General features: G+C 69.5%; 20 protein-coding genes. 18 read left to right on the top strand and 2 right to left on the bottom strand.

What is annotated here, in order from left to right; genetic code table 11:
- The first annotated feature begins 430 nt into the window (after positions 1-430).
- Both ACZ7MG_RS34230 and ACZ7MG_RS34225 read left to right on the top strand, forming a co-directional pair.
- A complete protein-coding gene (locus tag ACZ7MG_RS34230; RefSeq protein WP_471382753.1) occupies positions 431-877 on the top strand; it encodes a winged helix-turn-helix domain-containing protein in 447 nt (148 codons plus the stop codon).
- A gap of 11 nt (positions 878-888) precedes the next feature.
- Positions 889-1,458 carry an HD domain-containing protein gene (locus ACZ7MG_RS34225; RefSeq protein WP_471382755.1) on the top strand — a complete coding sequence of 190 codons (570 nt, stop codon included), beginning with the start codon at positions 889-891 and terminating at the stop codon, positions 1,456-1,458.
- Here the strand turns inward: ACZ7MG_RS34225 and ACZ7MG_RS34220 are convergent.
- Both ACZ7MG_RS34220 and ACZ7MG_RS34215 read right to left on the bottom strand, forming a co-directional pair.
- Positions 1,446-1,919, bottom strand: coding sequence for an NUDIX domain-containing protein (locus ACZ7MG_RS34220; RefSeq protein ID WP_471382756.1), 474 nt, complete (start codon positions 1,917-1,919; stop codon positions 1,446-1,448). The genes ACZ7MG_RS34225 and ACZ7MG_RS34220 overlap by 13 nt on opposite strands.
- Entirely contained in the window at positions 1,919-2,686 is a 768-nt protein-coding gene (locus ACZ7MG_RS34215) for a helix-turn-helix domain-containing protein (RefSeq protein WP_471382757.1), read from the bottom strand. The genes ACZ7MG_RS34220 and ACZ7MG_RS34215 overlap by 1 nt, the downstream gene beginning before the upstream one ends.
- 552 nt (positions 2,687-3,238) lie before the next feature.
- On the opposite strand from ACZ7MG_RS34215, the gene ACZ7MG_RS34210 reads away from it, so the two are divergent.
- From ACZ7MG_RS34210 to ACZ7MG_RS34135, 16 genes are all read left to right on the top strand, one after another.
- Positions 3,239-3,529 (top strand): hypothetical protein, encoded by a 291-nt coding sequence (locus ACZ7MG_RS34210; RefSeq protein ID WP_471382992.1) that lies wholly within the window; start codon positions 3,239-3,241, stop codon positions 3,527-3,529.
- On the top strand, positions 3,526-3,978 hold the full coding sequence (locus ACZ7MG_RS34205) for a Pycsar system effector family protein (protein ID WP_471382759.1): 453 nt from the start codon (positions 3,526-3,528) through the stop codon (positions 3,976-3,978). Before ACZ7MG_RS34210 ends, ACZ7MG_RS34205 begins: the two co-directional genes overlap by 4 nt.
- Positions 3,975-4,262 (top strand): DUF6303 family protein, encoded by a 288-nt coding sequence (locus ACZ7MG_RS34200; RefSeq protein ID WP_471382761.1) that lies wholly within the window; start codon positions 3,975-3,977, stop codon positions 4,260-4,262. Before ACZ7MG_RS34205 ends, ACZ7MG_RS34200 begins: the two co-directional genes overlap by 4 nt.
- Positions 4,259-5,377, top strand: coding sequence for a conjugal transfer protein (locus ACZ7MG_RS34195; RefSeq protein ID WP_471382763.1), 1,119 nt, complete (start codon positions 4,259-4,261; stop codon positions 5,375-5,377). Before ACZ7MG_RS34200 ends, ACZ7MG_RS34195 begins: the two co-directional genes overlap by 4 nt.
- On the top strand, positions 5,374-5,991 hold the full coding sequence (locus ACZ7MG_RS34190; RefSeq protein WP_471382764.1) for a GGDEF domain-containing protein: 618 nt from the start codon (positions 5,374-5,376) through the stop codon (positions 5,989-5,991). The genes ACZ7MG_RS34195 and ACZ7MG_RS34190 overlap by 4 nt, the downstream gene beginning before the upstream one ends.
- Positions 5,988-6,329: an RRQRL motif-containing zinc-binding protein gene (locus ACZ7MG_RS34185; protein ID WP_471382765.1), complete on the top strand. Its 342-nt coding sequence runs from the start codon at positions 5,988-5,990 to the stop codon at positions 6,327-6,329. Before ACZ7MG_RS34190 ends, ACZ7MG_RS34185 begins: the two co-directional genes overlap by 4 nt.
- A 157-nt stretch (positions 6,330-6,486) precedes the next feature.
- Entirely contained in the window at positions 6,487-8,715 is a 2,229-nt protein-coding gene (locus ACZ7MG_RS34180; protein WP_471382766.1) for a cell division protein FtsK, read from the top strand.
- Positions 8,716-8,856: 141 nt separating this feature from the next.
- Positions 8,857-9,108, top strand: coding sequence for a hypothetical protein (locus ACZ7MG_RS34175; protein WP_471382767.1), 252 nt, complete (start codon positions 8,857-8,859; stop codon positions 9,106-9,108).
- A gap of 19 nt (positions 9,109-9,127) precedes the next feature.
- Positions 9,128-9,322 (top strand): hypothetical protein, encoded by a 195-nt coding sequence (locus tag ACZ7MG_RS34170; protein ID WP_360221557.1) that lies wholly within the window; start codon positions 9,128-9,130, stop codon positions 9,320-9,322.
- Between the two features lie 16 nt (positions 9,323-9,338).
- The gene (locus ACZ7MG_RS34165) at positions 9,339-9,782 is read left to right on the top strand and encodes a hypothetical protein (RefSeq protein WP_471382769.1); all 444 of its coding nucleotides are present in this window, start codon (positions 9,339-9,341) and stop codon (positions 9,780-9,782) included.
- Between the two features lie 15 nt (positions 9,783-9,797).
- Positions 9,798-10,088, top strand: coding sequence for a hypothetical protein (locus ACZ7MG_RS34160; protein WP_471382770.1), 291 nt, complete (start codon positions 9,798-9,800; stop codon positions 10,086-10,088).
- Between the two features lie 89 nt (positions 10,089-10,177).
- Complete coding sequence (locus tag ACZ7MG_RS34155) at positions 10,178-11,134, top strand: bifunctional DNA primase/polymerase (protein WP_471382771.1); 957 nt, start codon at positions 10,178-10,180, stop codon at positions 11,132-11,134.
- A 65-nt stretch (positions 11,135-11,199) separates the two neighbouring features.
- Positions 11,200-11,451, top strand: coding sequence for a hypothetical protein (locus ACZ7MG_RS34150; protein ID WP_471382772.1), 252 nt, complete (start codon positions 11,200-11,202; stop codon positions 11,449-11,451).
- An 11-nt stretch (positions 11,452-11,462) separates the two neighbouring features.
- Entirely contained in the window at positions 11,463-13,010 is a 1,548-nt protein-coding gene (locus ACZ7MG_RS34145) for a YfjI family protein (protein ID WP_471382993.1), read from the top strand.
- Between the two features lie 338 nt (positions 13,011-13,348).
- Positions 13,349-13,576 (top strand): excisionase family DNA-binding protein, encoded by a 228-nt coding sequence (locus ACZ7MG_RS34140; RefSeq protein WP_471382773.1) that lies wholly within the window; start codon positions 13,349-13,351, stop codon positions 13,574-13,576.
- An 84-nt stretch (positions 13,577-13,660) separates the two neighbouring features.
- Complete coding sequence (locus tag ACZ7MG_RS34135) at positions 13,661-14,947, top strand: tyrosine-type recombinase/integrase (RefSeq protein ID WP_471382775.1); 1,287 nt, start codon at positions 13,661-13,663, stop codon at positions 14,945-14,947.
- Positions 14,948-14,973 lie beyond the last annotated feature (26 nt).

Below are 14,973 nucleotides of genomic sequence, written 5' to 3'. Positions count from 1 at the left end.
AGACAGAGCCCGCACCACCTCCCCGCCGGGCCCAGCCCGACGAGTACAAGCCGACGATGCAACCCGAACTGCAACCACGCACGTCGAAGGGCCCCACCGCGAACGGTGGGGCCCTTCGACATCGTGCCCGGTGAGGCACTGGCGGAGGATACGAGATTCGAACTCGTGAGGGGTTGCCCCCAACACGCTTTCCAACTGTCCGCAGGGTCGTCCGGGGGCGTTCGTGGGAGTTCGCCGGGCAGGTCAGAACAGGGGCGCGTACGGCGGTGAACTGTGGCGGCCGTCGGCGCACTGGACAAAGACCAGGACAACGAACGGTGCCGAGTGAGGGTGGGAAGGCGAGACCATCGGCCGGTCGCACGGTAGTGCAACACTTGTTGCCATTGAGTGGACATCGGGCCACCGCCGAGGCCGAGGAAGGGGAGCCCACGTGCCGCAGGGCAGTCCGCGAGGTACGTACCTAGTCATTGCAGAGACGCTGCGCAACGAGATTCAGACAGAGTCCGCTAGCGGTACTTTGCCGTCAGAAGCCGACCTGATGGACTCGCACAGCGTCTCCCGGAACACGATCCGCCGCGCGCTCAAGGTTCTCGAAGCTGACGGGGTTGTCGAGTCCGCTCCCGGTGTCGGGTGGCGAGTGGTCCGAGAGGGCGACCGTCGATCGCTGGCGGAGCGCATGGCGGACGTGATCAAAGAGGATTCACTCTCAGTGGGGGACACGTACCCGTCCGAAGCGAAGCTGTGTGAGCGGTTCGGAGCGTCCCGGACCGCCGTGCGTCGGGTTCTCGCTCAGATGGAGGGAAACGGCTTGCTCGCCACTGTGCACGGCAAGGGGCGGACTGTGCGCGCCCTCCCGGCTTCCACCAGCCGGCCGTAGTCTTGGCCGCCATGGGACTGACTGAGTGGGCGTACACGCTCTCTGAATCGCTGCTTTCCGATCCGCTCCCGCGCCGGTGGGATCACTCACTCGGGGTCGCCAAGCGCGCTCGCTCCCTGCGCCCGATCCTGGGAGACGATGCGGAGCTGTTGGAAGCCGCCGCCGTGCTGCATGACATCGGATACTCGCCGGCCATTGCCGCGACGGGCTTCCACCCCTTGGACGGTGCTCGGTTCCTCAGGGGTCAGGAAGGCGCGGACGAACGGGTTGTTCGTCTTGTGGCGCATCACTCCTGTGCCTTGCTGGAAGCGGAGGAACGCGGACTTCGGCAAGAACTTGAGGGCGAGTTCGAGCTAGAGCGCTCGGACCTGGTCGACGCCTTGCTCTACTGCGACATGACCACGACGCCGGACGGGACACAGACGACCCCGGCTGAGCGGCTAGACGAGATCGTGCAGCGGTACGGCCCGGACACGATCGTCGGGCGGTTCATCCAGCGCGCGGCCCCCGAGATTCATGCCGCGTCGAAGCGCGTCGGGGACCGGATGGCAGACGTCTCCGTTGGCGGTCAGCCGATGTAGGGCTCTTGCCGCGCGGCATCGAGACCGTGCCGGATACGCAGCATCATCGAAGGGTGGATGTCCAGCCCGTCAAGGTCCGCCGGATCAATCCAGCGGACCTCTTTCGATTCGCTGCTTGTTCGCAGGCAGCCGCCGACCGGGTGGGCCCGGAAGCAGATGGAGAACTGTTGCCGGACCTCGCCGTCGTCGTACGCCAACACGTGCTCGGGGTCGGTGTAGAGACCGATGACGTTGTCGACCTCAACGTCGATACCGGTCTCTTCCCGGACCTCACGAACGACTGTGTCCGCGATGCGCTCGCCGATGTCGTGGCCACCACCGGGCAGGGCCCAAAGGTCATTGTCGGTCTTGTGGATGAGCAACAACCGCCCCGCATCGTCCCGGACAACCGCCGTCACCGACGGGACCACCGAGTTGGCCTCAGGGGCGTTCGGGTCGCGGAAGTAGTCAATCCGACTCATCAGTGTGTGCCTCCCCCATCGGTGGGTGACGAGATCGGGCGGGCTGACTGCCACACCTTTTCGACGCTCTCAGCGTAGGCGTCGAAGAGTTCACCGCCGGGGACGCGTCGCAGATGGAGCACGGGAGCCATGTAGGCGCCGACCCCGTAGAGGTGACCGTTCGCCAACATCTCATCATCGGCCCGGTAGATCGAGTTGTAGAGCGTGGTGCCGTGCAAACGGAACTCGACACCGGGGAGGCCGAAGAGCGGGCCGTAGTTGATGAGGGCGTTTCGAATCTTGCCCGCCATCGCCGCGCCGATCCCTTCGTCCTCACCGCGTGCGGTCACGGCCGGCGACGTGGGCTCGCCCAGCATGAAGCGGATGGGTACCCCGTCGGCTGCCTTCTCCTTCACGATGCGGTGAAACGTCGCGTCCTCGGTGAGCCAGAAACCGGAGTACACCAGTAGGTCAAACTGGCGGGTTGCCTTGGAGTACAGGTTCGTCCATAGGGTCTGCATCACGACGGACCGGTGCGGATACAGCCTGACCAACTCCGCATTGCCGGTAGCAGTCACTTCGGCCGATGTCCGTTCATCCGGCCAGAGGTACGAGACTTCGCACTTCAGAAGTGAGGCCGTCGCGTACTGGAAGCGGCGATATGGCTTGCGGTCAGGCTCGTTGATCCAGCGTTCGACCGTCTTGGCCGCGACACCGAGACGCTCGGCAACCTCATCGAGGGTCAGGCCCAAGTCGACTATCGCGCCGCGCAGTCGCTCGTTCGCCACGTCCAACCTCCGCTCACTCGGGACGACTTGGTACGACTTCACGCTAGCCAAGGACGACCCAGGTCGTACAGGTGCGAAGTCGAGCGTCGCCGTCGTCGGCACCACTCCGTAGGTACATCGAGCGCGAGGGGTGCGCGAACTCCAAACAGCCGAAGGGCTTGACGGGGCGAACCTCCCTCTGCAAGATGAGGAACACGTAATACATGTTCCTCTCGGTCTAGTCGCTTCGGCGACCGATCGAGCGCACGACAAGGGGCCCGGGACAGAGCGGGCCGAGGGACCCGGACCCCTGGTCAACCGGAGGGCAAGGCCGAAAGGCCAACGTCCCCCTACGCCTACAACGGAAGCTCGTGTTTCCGAAGGGGGACATCTGCACTACCCGCCCCGGCAGTCAGCCGCGAGGGCGCGAGATCGAATCTCGCCCGGGGCTCTTGGCCCGCCGCTTCCTGCGGCGTTGGCCCTCATTGCCGGTGCGGCGCACTCCCGGACAAGGACAACGCGCCGCCCGGTCGCCCTATCCCGACGTAGTCAGAGGAGAGATCCACCATGCGTATGCGCACTTTCGTCGCCGGACAGGAGGCGTTCGGCGATTCGGAGTTCGCGGAACTGGCGCTCGGTATCGACGTCGACCTGTTCCGGGGCCCGCTTGAGTTCGAGACGGACGGTGAGCGTACGGCCCGTGAGGACGCGGCCCGTGACGTCCTCGCCGACCTGGTCGCGATGGGCGAGGCCGGTGACGAGATCGCCGGTTGGGACGCCCTGTACGCCGACGCGCTGACCCGTACGGTGCCGTTCCTGCGTTCCGTTCGCGGCCACCGGTCGGGGACGGGGGAAGCGGCATGAGCAACGTGACTCAGAACCTGACGGCCGCGCACGCCGAGGTGAAGGCGGAGATCGCGCGGACGGACACGAAGACCGGTCTGCTGCTGGCGTTCATCGGTGCGGTGCTGGCCGGTGCGTGGACGGTCGCCAAGGACGCCCCGCTGAACCTGGCCGCGTACATCGTGGGCGGGGCCGGGATGGTGCTGCTGGCCGTTGCAGCGGGTGTCCTGCTGTGGTCGGTGCGGCCGAACCTTCGGGGCCGTCACGGTTTCCCGCTGTGGGCGACGCTCACCGCCGAGGAGATCACGGCCACGCTCGCCGAGGTCGATGTCAGCGCGGACATCGCGGGTCTGTCCCGGCTGGCGGTGGCCAAGTTCACCGGTCTGCGTCGCGCCATCGACCTCACCTGTGCGGGCGGCGCGCTGCTCGTCCTCGCGGTCGTGATCGCTGTGGTGGGGGGTGCGCTGTGAGCGGGAGCCGTTCGTATCAGGCGGTGCTGTCGGTGTCGTCCGTGACGGGCCGGTGGCGGGTGTTCGTGGGGGTGCTGGGCACGACGGACGCGTGGCCTGAGCACGACTTCGCTGTCACGGATGCGCCCTCGCTCGCGGCCCGGTTGTCGGCGCTCGCGCAGCTCGGGTTCGAGCCGGTTGACGGTGCGGAGTGGGAGTGGAGCGAGGACCAGGCGGGTTTCGACGCGCCGGTTGAGTTGATCGCCGGTCTGCGGGTGCGTGAGTGGACGGGGGAATTGGCATGAGCGAGACCCGCAAGCCTCTGACGAGGGTTCAGATCGGTGTGCTGTCGGCCGCGTTCGTGCCGATGCTGGCCACGGGGGTGGTCGGCGGTATCGGTACGTACAGCAACATCGGGCACGCCTACGGCACCGGGACCGCGCTCGGTGCTCTCGGTGCCGGTGAGGGCGCCACAGCCGTGCTCGCCCTGGTGTTGCTGGGGCTGACCATGCTGGGCCAGTCCTCGCCGCGCGTCGTGCGGGCGGGGCTGTGGGCGTTGCCGGCCGCCGCCGCCGTCATGGGTGCCATGGCCGCGCCGGACCCGGGCCGCACGGTCGTCTACGCGCTGACCCCGATGGGCATGTCCGTCTCTGCGGAGGGCATGGCGTTCCTCGCCCGCCGCATCGTCGTCCACATCGACGGCCGCGACGCGGAGAACGAGCGGCGCACCGCCGACGTCGTCCAGGCTCTCGCCTACCACCGGGCGCGCGCCGCCCACCACCCGGTGAGCCGGGTGCGGAAGCGGTCCGATCGGGCGTCGTGGCGACTGGCCCGCAGGGTCGGGGTCGGGGACGCGGCGCTCGGATCGAGGCTGCTGGATGTCCAGCGCGACCGGATCAGCGACGGCGCGGACGCGGCTCTCGCCTCGATGTTCGGCACCACCGCCCCGATCCCTCCGGCAGTCACGAATGCGGAGGAATCGTCCGGAAATAGTCGAGAACGGTCTACCTCTGACCTGCCTGTATCGACCCCGGCGACCGTCGTCCTGACGCGGCTTCCCGTCCCCGACCCTGCGCCCGTCGACCTGGGAAAGTCGGGCACTGGCGTGAAGCCGATGCCCGCCGTCGTCCCGGTGGTGAAGCCGGTCCCGATCGCCCCGGTGCCCGCCCGCTCGGTCCCGGCCGCGTCGACCGCGCCGCGTCGGGCGACAGGCCGTGTCCCGGTCGCCGCCAAGTCGACCCGCACCCGCCGCACTCCCGATCAACTCATGGCGGAAGCGCGGAAGACGACGGCCGGATGGACGGACGCTGAGGTGACCGGGGAGGGCATCCGCCGGGCCCTGCGCACCTCGCCGACGAACGCCCGCATGCTGCGTGACGCCCTGCTCGCCGAACGCGCCACCGGGGCGGTGACTCCGTGAGCACTCTCACCGCGCTCTTGGCGGCCGTGCCGCCTGTCATCGGGTGGGCGATACATGCCCGGTGGCTGCACAACCGGCTGACCACCGCCCGCCGTGACCCGCTCACCGGGTTGTGGACGCGGGATGCGTTCACCCGTCGGGCCTGCCGCCTGCTGCGCGACCCGCGCGCCGTGGTCGTGCTGGCGGACGTCGACCACTTCAAGCAGATCAACGACACCCACGGGCACGCGGCCGGTGACGTGCTGCTCGCCACGGTCGCCACCCGCCTCGCCCACGGCACCACCCCCGGCGGGGTGGCGGGACGACTCGGAGGGGACGAATTCGCCGCCGTCGTCGTCGACCGCGACGGCACGATGGCCGACCGGTTGCACACCCTCGCCCGCGTCCTCGCCCGGCCGGTCGACACCGCCCCCGACGTGCACACCACCGTGTCTCTGGGGTGGGTACGGGCCGCCGACCACCCGGGCGAGGACCTGTCCGCGCTGCTGCGGCGCGCCGATGAGGCCATGTACGCGGCCAAGCGCTCGGGGCGGTCCGGTCCTCGCCGGGCCCGTCTCGGGCGACTGCTCGAATCGGTGGCCGGTCGTCGACCCGGACGGCGTGGCGCGGCATGAGCACGCTGCCGGTCTTCCGGTGGCACCTCGCCCCGGACGGCTACGCCACCCGCCGCCAACTGCGGGCCCGTGACCTGCGGACCGGCGGTCAGGAAGTCGCCGCCCAGCTCGAACGCCCCCGGCGGCGGGGCCGTCCTCCGCTGGTGGCCTACCTGTACCGCGTCGACCTCGCCAAACCGGTCCGGCCGATGACGCCGGGCCGGTGGCGGGCCCACGCCGCGATGATGCGCGCCCGCCGCACCTGCCCCGAGTGCCACCGGGACGCCGGATACGTCATCCCTCCCACGCTCGGATCGTGCGTGCCCTGCGCCTATCCCGAGGAACAGCGCGCTGCGTGACCTGCGAGGGGTACAAACCGTACCCCTCCGCGAAGGGATACGGACTGTATCCCTTACCGCCCAGTAGAGCCCTCACCATCACTGCACCGGGTCCGGCCGCCCGACCTTCCACAGCAAGCCGGCCGGACCCTTCGACTCCCGAAGGAGTGCGTACATCGTGACGGAAACCACCGCCTTCCCGCCCGCCAGGGACCCGGAAGGCACCGAACAGCCGACGGCCGACATCGTGCCGTTCCCGCTGAAGAAGAAGACCGACCCCGACCCGACCATCCTGAGCGAGGGTGTGGTGAAGCCGGGGGAGTGGGAGGCCGAACTCCCCGACACCGACGACCCCGAGGCCGACGGCCTGAGCGAGGGGGCGCCGGTCGACCCGCCGCGCGAGGTCTACCCGCCCTCGGTCGCGGAGTGGATGGAGGCCAAGGACAAGGCCCGGATGCCGGTACTGCCGGACTGGATGAAGCTCCCTGACCAGCGCACGGCCGTCCGCAAGTGGGCCGTCCGGCACTACTCCGCCGTGGCCGGCTACCACGCCGTGCGGCTGCCGCTGGTCTACACACCGAAGATCTGCGCCTACTCGCCGCGCGGCGCGTGGCGGTGGTCGACCGCGATCGGCCGGTGGGTGTTCGACGCGGAGGGCAAGGCACTGCGGCTGGCGTCCGTGGCGAACGAAGACGCGGCGGAGTACCTGAAGCTGTCGCGGCAGCGCAACGACCGTGTCCGGCTGCGGGGGATCGTGGCGACGATCGCCGGTTTCGTCGGGCTGGCCGCCGCGCTGACCCTGTACGTCATGGCGCCGTCGTGGCTGCTCATGCTGGCCGTGGCGACGCTGACCACCACCCTCGGTGTGGTCGGGGCGCCGGCGGACCGGCCGCTGATCGACATGGCCAAGGTGACGTTCCGCAAGCGCAAGCTGTCCTCCGACATCGTCATCCGCGCACACGACGCATCCGGCCTGACCACCCGGGACCAGACCATCGCGTTCCCCCGGCCGATCGGCCGGGACGGCGACGGCTGGCGCGTGGTGGTGGATCTGCCATACGGCAAGACGTTCGAGGACGCGATGAAGGCCCACGCGCGTCTCGCGTCCGGTATGGACATTGCCCCCACTCAGCTCTTCCTCGACAAGGACGAGACGAGCGGGCGGCGGGTGTCGTACTGGATCGCCGACCGTGACCCGCTCGCCGTGCCGTCGGGCAAGTCCCCGCTATTGGGGGCGACGCGGGTGGACTTCTGGAAGCCGTTCCCGTGGGGTGTCGACGAGCGGGGCAACCCGGTCATGGCCACGATGTTGTGGCTGTCGCTGCTGGTCGGTGCCGTGCCGCGTCAGGGCAAGACGTTCTCAGCCCGCACGATCGCGCTCGCCGCCGCGTTGGACCCGTACGTCCGGCTGTACGTGTTCGACGGAAAGGCGTCGCCGGACTGGCGCACGTTCGCCAAGGTCGCGCACCGCATCGGGTTCGGCATCGTGCCGAAGAATGGGTTCGACCCCGTCTCGCACCTGCTGACCTCGCTGCGGGAACTCAAGGCGGACGTCGAAGACCGCTACCACCGGCTCTCCGAACTGCCGCTGCACGTCTGCCCCGAGGGCAAGCTCACCCCGGAGATCAGCCGGGACAAGAAGCTCAACATGCCGCTCACGCTGTTCGTGGTGGACGAGGTGCAGGAGTACCTGACCCACCCCGAGCACGGCAAGGAGATCCTGTCCCTGATGGTCTACCTCGCCCGGGTCGCGCCCGCAGTGGGTGTCTCGGTGATGACGGCGACGCAGAAACCGGACGACAAGGCGTGCCCGTCGGAGCTGCGTGACCAGCATCAGGCCCGGTTCGCCCTGCGGGTCGGCGCCTACCAGGTCTCGGACACCATCCTCGGTGCGGGCTCGTACTCGGAGGGGCTGGACGCGTCCAAGCTGCTCAAGTCCCACAAGGGCGTGGGTCTGCTCAAGGGCATGTCGGACGACTCCGGGATCGTGCGGACCTACCTCGCCGACGGCCGCGACGCCGACCGCATCCTGACCCGCGCCGCCGCCCTGCGCGAGGCCGAGGGCACCCTGTCCGGCGACGCGGCCGGCGAGGCCCCGGCACCGGAGACGTCCGCGACGATCCTCGACGACGTCGCGGCCGTGCTCGGCAAGGGCGAGGCCAAGGTGTGGTCCGAAACGGTCGTGGACCGGCTCGCCGACCTGCGCCCGGAGGTCTACGGGCCGTGGGCGGAGCTGGAGGCCAAGCCCAAGGCGGAAGCGCTCACCGCCGCACTCAAGCCGTTCGGGATCGGCACCGGGCAGATCAGCCGGCGCATCGACGGCGAACAGGTCAACAAGCGCGGCATCAAGCGCGACGACATTGCCGCCGCGATTATGCACCGCAACCAAAAGAGGGACGCCGGATAGGTCTCACAGCCTGCTACCGGTAGCGGCGGACGTCGCTACCGGTAGCAACCCTGCTAGCGACCCAAACCGCCCCTGATCAGGTCGCTAGCACGTAGCGGCCGACCTGCGAAAACCCCCTCAACCCCCTCTGAGAGGCCCCTGATGAGCCTTGCAGTGCTCGCTACCGCATTCCTCCTGTTCGTCACTCTTGGTTACGTGGTCAAGTGCTGGCTGAGCCCGTTCGGGGACTGTCGCAAGTGCGACGGCATGGGTCACGGCTTCAAGACCGACCGCAAGGGCAAGACCCGGCGCGGCCGGGACTGCCGCCGCTGCGACGCCACCGGCAAGCGCATACGCGTCGGCCGCTGGATCTACAACCGCGCCGCGCGCACCTACCGCGCCGGCACCCGCTGAGACCCGCCCCGGAGGCCCCGTGGACATCACCATCTCGCTCGTTCTCTTGCTCGCCGTCGGTGTCGCGCTGCTGTTGCGCTTCAAGGCCGTCGGCGCCGGCGCGGCCGTCGTCGTCGCGCTCTTCGGCTTCTACCTCGCCGGCACCGACGCGAGCGACACCGTCAACCAGCTCGTCACCGCCGTCACCGGCGCACTCGCCGACGCCGGCCGCTAGAAGGGAGACCAACACCGTGAACAAACCCACCGCGTACGGCCGGACCGCCGGACACGAGACGGCGGCCGTCGAAGTCCACACCCCCACCCCGCTCATGCCCATGCGGCCGGGCACCGTCCCGGCCGTGGCGAGTGTCGTCCTCCCCGACGGCCGGGTCGTCACCGGTTACGCCGTTGAGCCGGTCAAGCCCGAACCGGTCGCGCACAAGCCGGTTGTGTCCCGCACGGCGGTGAACATCGCGCTCGGGGGCGTCGGGTTCCTCGCTGTGTGCGGCGGACTGCTCATGCTCACCGCGTTCGTCACCGCTCTGACCGCGCTGGTGACCCAGCTCGTCATCCTCGCTGGCGTCGTCTTCGGCGGATGGATCGCCGTGCAGGTGTTCAGCGCGGGCAGTCACCGGGGCGGGACGACGGTCCACATCCGCAAGGCCGTGATCAAGCGGAACAAGTTCTACGGCTGACAGGAGCCAACGCCCGTGATGCGACTGCGTATCCAGCGCGCCGTGCTGCCCCGCAACGCGCTCATCCTCACCGACACCCCCCGCCCCGACTGCCGCGACTGTGACGGCGTGGGCGGCATCCCGCACGACTACGGCAACCACTACGACGGCGAGTACGAGGGCACCCATTGGGAGCCCTGCCCCTGCTGGACGGCATGGGGCGTGGTACTGCTGCCGCTCCCGAACCGGCCCCGATGGCTGCGCCGCCTTGACAACGGCCGCGACCCCTGGGGCCCCGGCGGCTACAGCGACGAACCGCCCTTCTAGCTACGCCCGTGGGCGGCGGCTCCCGGACAAGGACAACCCGCCGCCCACGGTCTCCTCATCCCGACGTTGCAGAACAGGAGACCTACAGCATGACCCAACCGCGCGTCTCCGGCGAGGGTGCCTTGACCTCTGCCACCCGAACGGGGCGAGTCCTGCCCGGCACGAACGCGACGCCCGAACCCCTGAGGATCGCCCTCGCCCTCGCGGCGGTGGGTGTCCCGGTCCTGCCCCTGCGGGCGGGCAAGGTCCCGTTCGGCAACTGCCGCACCTGCGCGGGCACCCCGCCCCGGTGCGGCGGTCGGCCGAACATGAAGACGCCGGGCCCCTGCCGATGCCCGGCGCCGTGCCACGCGTGGGCCGCAGCGACCACCGACCCACACACCCTCACCTCGCCCGTGTGGGCGCCGGTGTGGCGTGAGGCGGTGACCGTCGCCTACCACCCCGGCGGGGCGGGGCTGACGGTCGTCGACCTGGACGACGCGGCGGCCGTCGCATGGGCCCGCGAGACCCTGCCCGCCACCCGCACGGTGTCGACGACCCGCGGTGAGCACTGGCTCTACCGGGGCGCCATGCCGTCCGCGAACGCGGTCCGGCCCGGTGTCGACGTCAAGTCGCTCATGCAGTACGCCCGTTGGCTCGGACCCGGAACCGGCCGCATGGCCGTCCTCCCGGCGGCCGTGCGCGCGCTGCTGGTGAAGGAAGAGACCACCCCCGCCCCGAGGGAGGTGGCCTCTTCCCTTCCCAACCGCACCCCGTGGGACCGCAGCGTCGCCACCGGGTGCCGCCACACCGAGCGCTACGTCCGCACCGGTCTCGAACGCGGCCTCGCCCTCGTACGGGCCCGCACCGAATCCGGCGCCGGATCACAGGCGTTCGGCGTCGCCCGGTTCCTCGCCGCCCAACACACCGCCTGCCCGGGACCGTGCGGACTGGCCGCTCTCGGGGACGCGGTCGTGGCCGCCGCCGTCGCCGTGGGCGTCCCCGAGACCTACGCCCGCCGCGCGGTCGTCAACGGCCTTGAGACGGCTCCCGGGCGTGCGGCATGAACAAAGCATCCCGAAACCCCGCGAACGCCCCTCAGGACGCCACACAGCCCCCGTCACGGCCGACCGTGGGCGAACCGAAGGGCGTCGCCCGCAAGGGCGTCCTTTCTGCTGTTGGTTCTGACCCGCAGACGGTCACCGTCACCGGCATCACCCCGGGGTTGCAGATCAGGTGCGACGGCATCCCGGTCGCGGACTGGCTCTGTGCCTGCGGGGAGCACGAACGCGCCCGGGGCCGTGCGGCCGTCATCCGGCTGGTCGCGCGCGTCATCGTCGGCATCTGCCCCCACACCACCACCGAAGGGAGGGCGGCCTCATGACTCCACAGCCTGTGGACAGTCCCGACCTGTGGGCCGGACTGCCCACCCTCAAAGACCCGCCCGGCGAGGACGGCACGGCACCGGACGGGTGGGAGGACCCCATTCCCCTCACCGGCCGCCGCGAGCGTCCGACGTTCCCCGCCCACGTCCTCCCCGCTTGGCTGGGGGAGTTCGTGGCGGCCGTCGCGGAGGAGACGCAGACCCCGGTGGACCTCGCCGGATCGGTCGCCCTCGCCGTGCTCGCCACGGCGGCCGGCGGCCGATCGGTGGTCCATGTACGCGGGAACTGGCGTGAGCCGACCAACCTCTACACGGTGGTGGCGCTCCCGCCCGCCAACCGGAAGTCTGCCGTCTTCGCGCTGCTGACCAACCCGCTGTACGAGGCGGAGAAACAGCTCAAGACCGCGATGCAACCCGTGATCGTGGAAGCGGAGCTGACGGCGCGCTTGGCCAAGGAAGCGGCAGACAAAGCCGCTGCCAAGGCCGCGTCCGCCGACGGCGACAAGCGCGATGAGATCGTGGCCACGGCCGTGGGTCTCGCGCAGACGGCCGACACGCTCACCGTCCCCGCCGAACCGGTCCTGTTGGCGGACGACTCGACACCCGAGACGGTCACCTCGCTCATGGCCGAACAGGGCGGCCGGCTGTCGGTGATGAGTGCCGAGGGCGGCATTTTCGACATCATTGCCGGCCGCTACTCCGGCGCCCCCAACATGGAAGTCTTCCTCAAAGGGCACGCCGGGGACCGGCTGAGGGTGAACCGGCAAACCCGCCGCGAGTACATCGACGCCCCCGCCCTCACTATCGGCCTCGCCGTACAGCCGGACGTACTGCGAGACATCGGCAAGGTGAAAGGGTTCGAGGGACGCGGGTTGCTGGCCCGCTTCCTGTACTCCCTCCCGGCGTCCACGGTCGGTAACCGCGAGATCATCACCGACCCGGTCCCCGAGACGACGGCCGCCGCCTACACCGCTCGCGTCATCGACCTCACCCTGTCCCTGGCGGAGTGGACCGACCCGGCCGTCATCCAACTCAGCCCCGACGCGGACGCGGCCCTGATCACGTATCAGAAGCGCATCGAACCGCAGCTCAAGGCACGCGGCGGCAAGCTGGGCCACATCTCCAACTGGGCTGGAAAACTTGCCGGGGCCACCGCCCGCATGGCCGCGCTACTGCACCTCGCCGAGCACGGCGGCAACGGCTACGCCCACCCCGTCACCGCCGACACCATGAACGCGGCCATTGAACTGGGGGAGTACTACACCGCCCACGCCCTCGCCGTGTTCGACGTCATGGGCGCCGACCCCGTCCTGTCCCGCGCCCGCGGCGTCCTGGAAGCGCTGAGGGACAACGGATGGGAGGACGTCAGCCGACGGGACGTGTTCACCGTCCTTTCCCGCAGCGAGGTCCCCACCGTCGCGGATCTCGAACCGGCCCTCGCGTTGCTGGAAGACCACGGCTATCTGCGGTCCTACCAGCCGGAGCGCACCGGCAAGCGCGGACGCCCGCCGGCCCCCCGCCTCGCCGCCCACCCGTCCCTGCGCCACGGCGGCCGGTGACCCCTACCCGCGCAGACCCCTCCCGCACAAACCGCAAAATCCGCAATAACCCCGGACACCCCCGCTGACCTGCGGCGCGACCCCCGCCCCATCCCGGCCGGGGGTCCGTCGCACAATCCCGCGATATTCCGCAAAATACCGAGCGCCACTACACCGGCCGGGGCCGGTCACTGGCCGCCCCTGCTTTTTTGCGGAATATCGCGGGTTTCTGCGGAGCACTGTCCACCCCCGCCCGCACACCACATCACCGCAGGTCAGCCGCCATCCCCGGCTTTTCTGCGGATTTTGCGGTTTGTGCGGCGGCATCTGCCCGTGAAAGCAGTCCTCCGGAGTGAGCCTTGGACGAACACGTCACCCTCGCGACCCCCGCAGACGACGACGCCACGTTGGTTCTCCTCACCGTCGAAGAAGCCGCCCGCCGACTTCGCATCGGCCGCACCACGTGCTTCGCACTCATCCGCACCGGCGAACTGGAGTCCATCGACATCGGTCGTCTCCGTCGCGTCCCCGCAGACGCGCCCGCCGAATACCTCGCCCGCCGACGCGCGGCCAAGCGAGCCGCTTGATTACGCCCGGGGCGGCGGCACTCCCGGACAGGACAACCCGCCGCCCCGGTCTCCATCCCGACACCGAGAAACAGGAGCCTGCCTGTGGCAGAGAAAAAGAAGAAGGGCACCCGCCGCGCCAACGGGGAATCCGCGATCTACTTCGGGAAAGACGAACGTTGGCACGCTCGTGTGCCGATGGGCTACAAGGACAACGGGGACCCGTACCGCCGGCACCTGACGCGCAAGACGCGCGAGGAACTGGTTGAGGAAGTCCGCAAGCTGGAGAAGCAGCGCGACGCGGGTTCGGCGAGTCAGCCCGGCAAGCCGTGGACGGTTGAGAAGTGGCTGTTGCACTGGGTCGAGAACATCGCCAAGCCGACCGTCAGCGAGAACACCTACGACGGCTATGAAGTCGCCGTTCGCGTCCACCTGGTGCCCGGTGTCGGCAAGCACCGGCTTGACCGCTTGCAGCCCGAGCACCTGGAAAGCCTGTACCGCCGTATGCAGGCGAACGGGGCGCGCAAGGCTGGTACGGCTCACCAGGCGCACCGCACCGCCCGAACCGCCTTGGGGGAGGCCGTACGGCGCGGGTACGCGGCGAAGAATGCCGCCGCGTTGGCCAAGCCGCCCCGGATGGAAGAGGACGAATCAGAGGTTGAGCCCTACTCCGTGGAAGAGGTTCAGTGCCTCTTGCTCGAAGCCAACAAGCGACGGAACACCGCCCGTTGGATGCTGGCCCTCGCGCTCGGGCTTCGGCAGGGCGAGACGCTGGGATTGCGCTGGTCTGACGTCGACCTCGCCAATGAGTACCTGAAGCTGCGGCGGAACCGTCTGCGGCCCCGGTACGAGCACGGATGCCCGGAAGTCTCACCGTGCGGCCGGAAGGCGGGGTACTGCCCGGCCAAGGTGCAGGTGCGGCGCGAGACCAAGAACACCAAGTCCCGCGCCGGCCGCCGCGCCGTGCCCCTGCCCGGCCCTCTGGTCGCCATGCTCCGCGCCCACGCCGAGACGCAGGAGCGTGAGCGCAAGGCCGCCGGTGATCTGTGGGTGGAGTCGGACTACGTGTTCACCAAGCCGTTGGGCGGTCCGTTGAGCCCGAACACGGACTATCACGACTGGAAGCGACTGCTCGGAGACGCGGGGGTTCGGAACGCTCGGCTGCACGACGCACGGCACACGGCCGCGACCGTGCTCATGCTGCTTGGGGTCCCGGCCCGGGTCATTGATCAGATCATGGGGTGGGAGCCGGGCACCTCCGAGAGCATGCGGGCCCGGTATCTGCATGTGCCGGACGCCATGCTCAAGGACGTCGCCCGGAAGATCGCCGAAGCCATCTGGGGAACCCCGGACATACCCGCTGTGGACAAAAACCAGGACAACGGGGTCTGAGGACAACGTCGAAGGGCCCCACCTCG

It is taken from the genome of Streptomyces sp. NPDC107538 (assembly GCF_055657445.1).
This window is presented reverse-complemented; position numbering and strand designations above follow the sequence as displayed.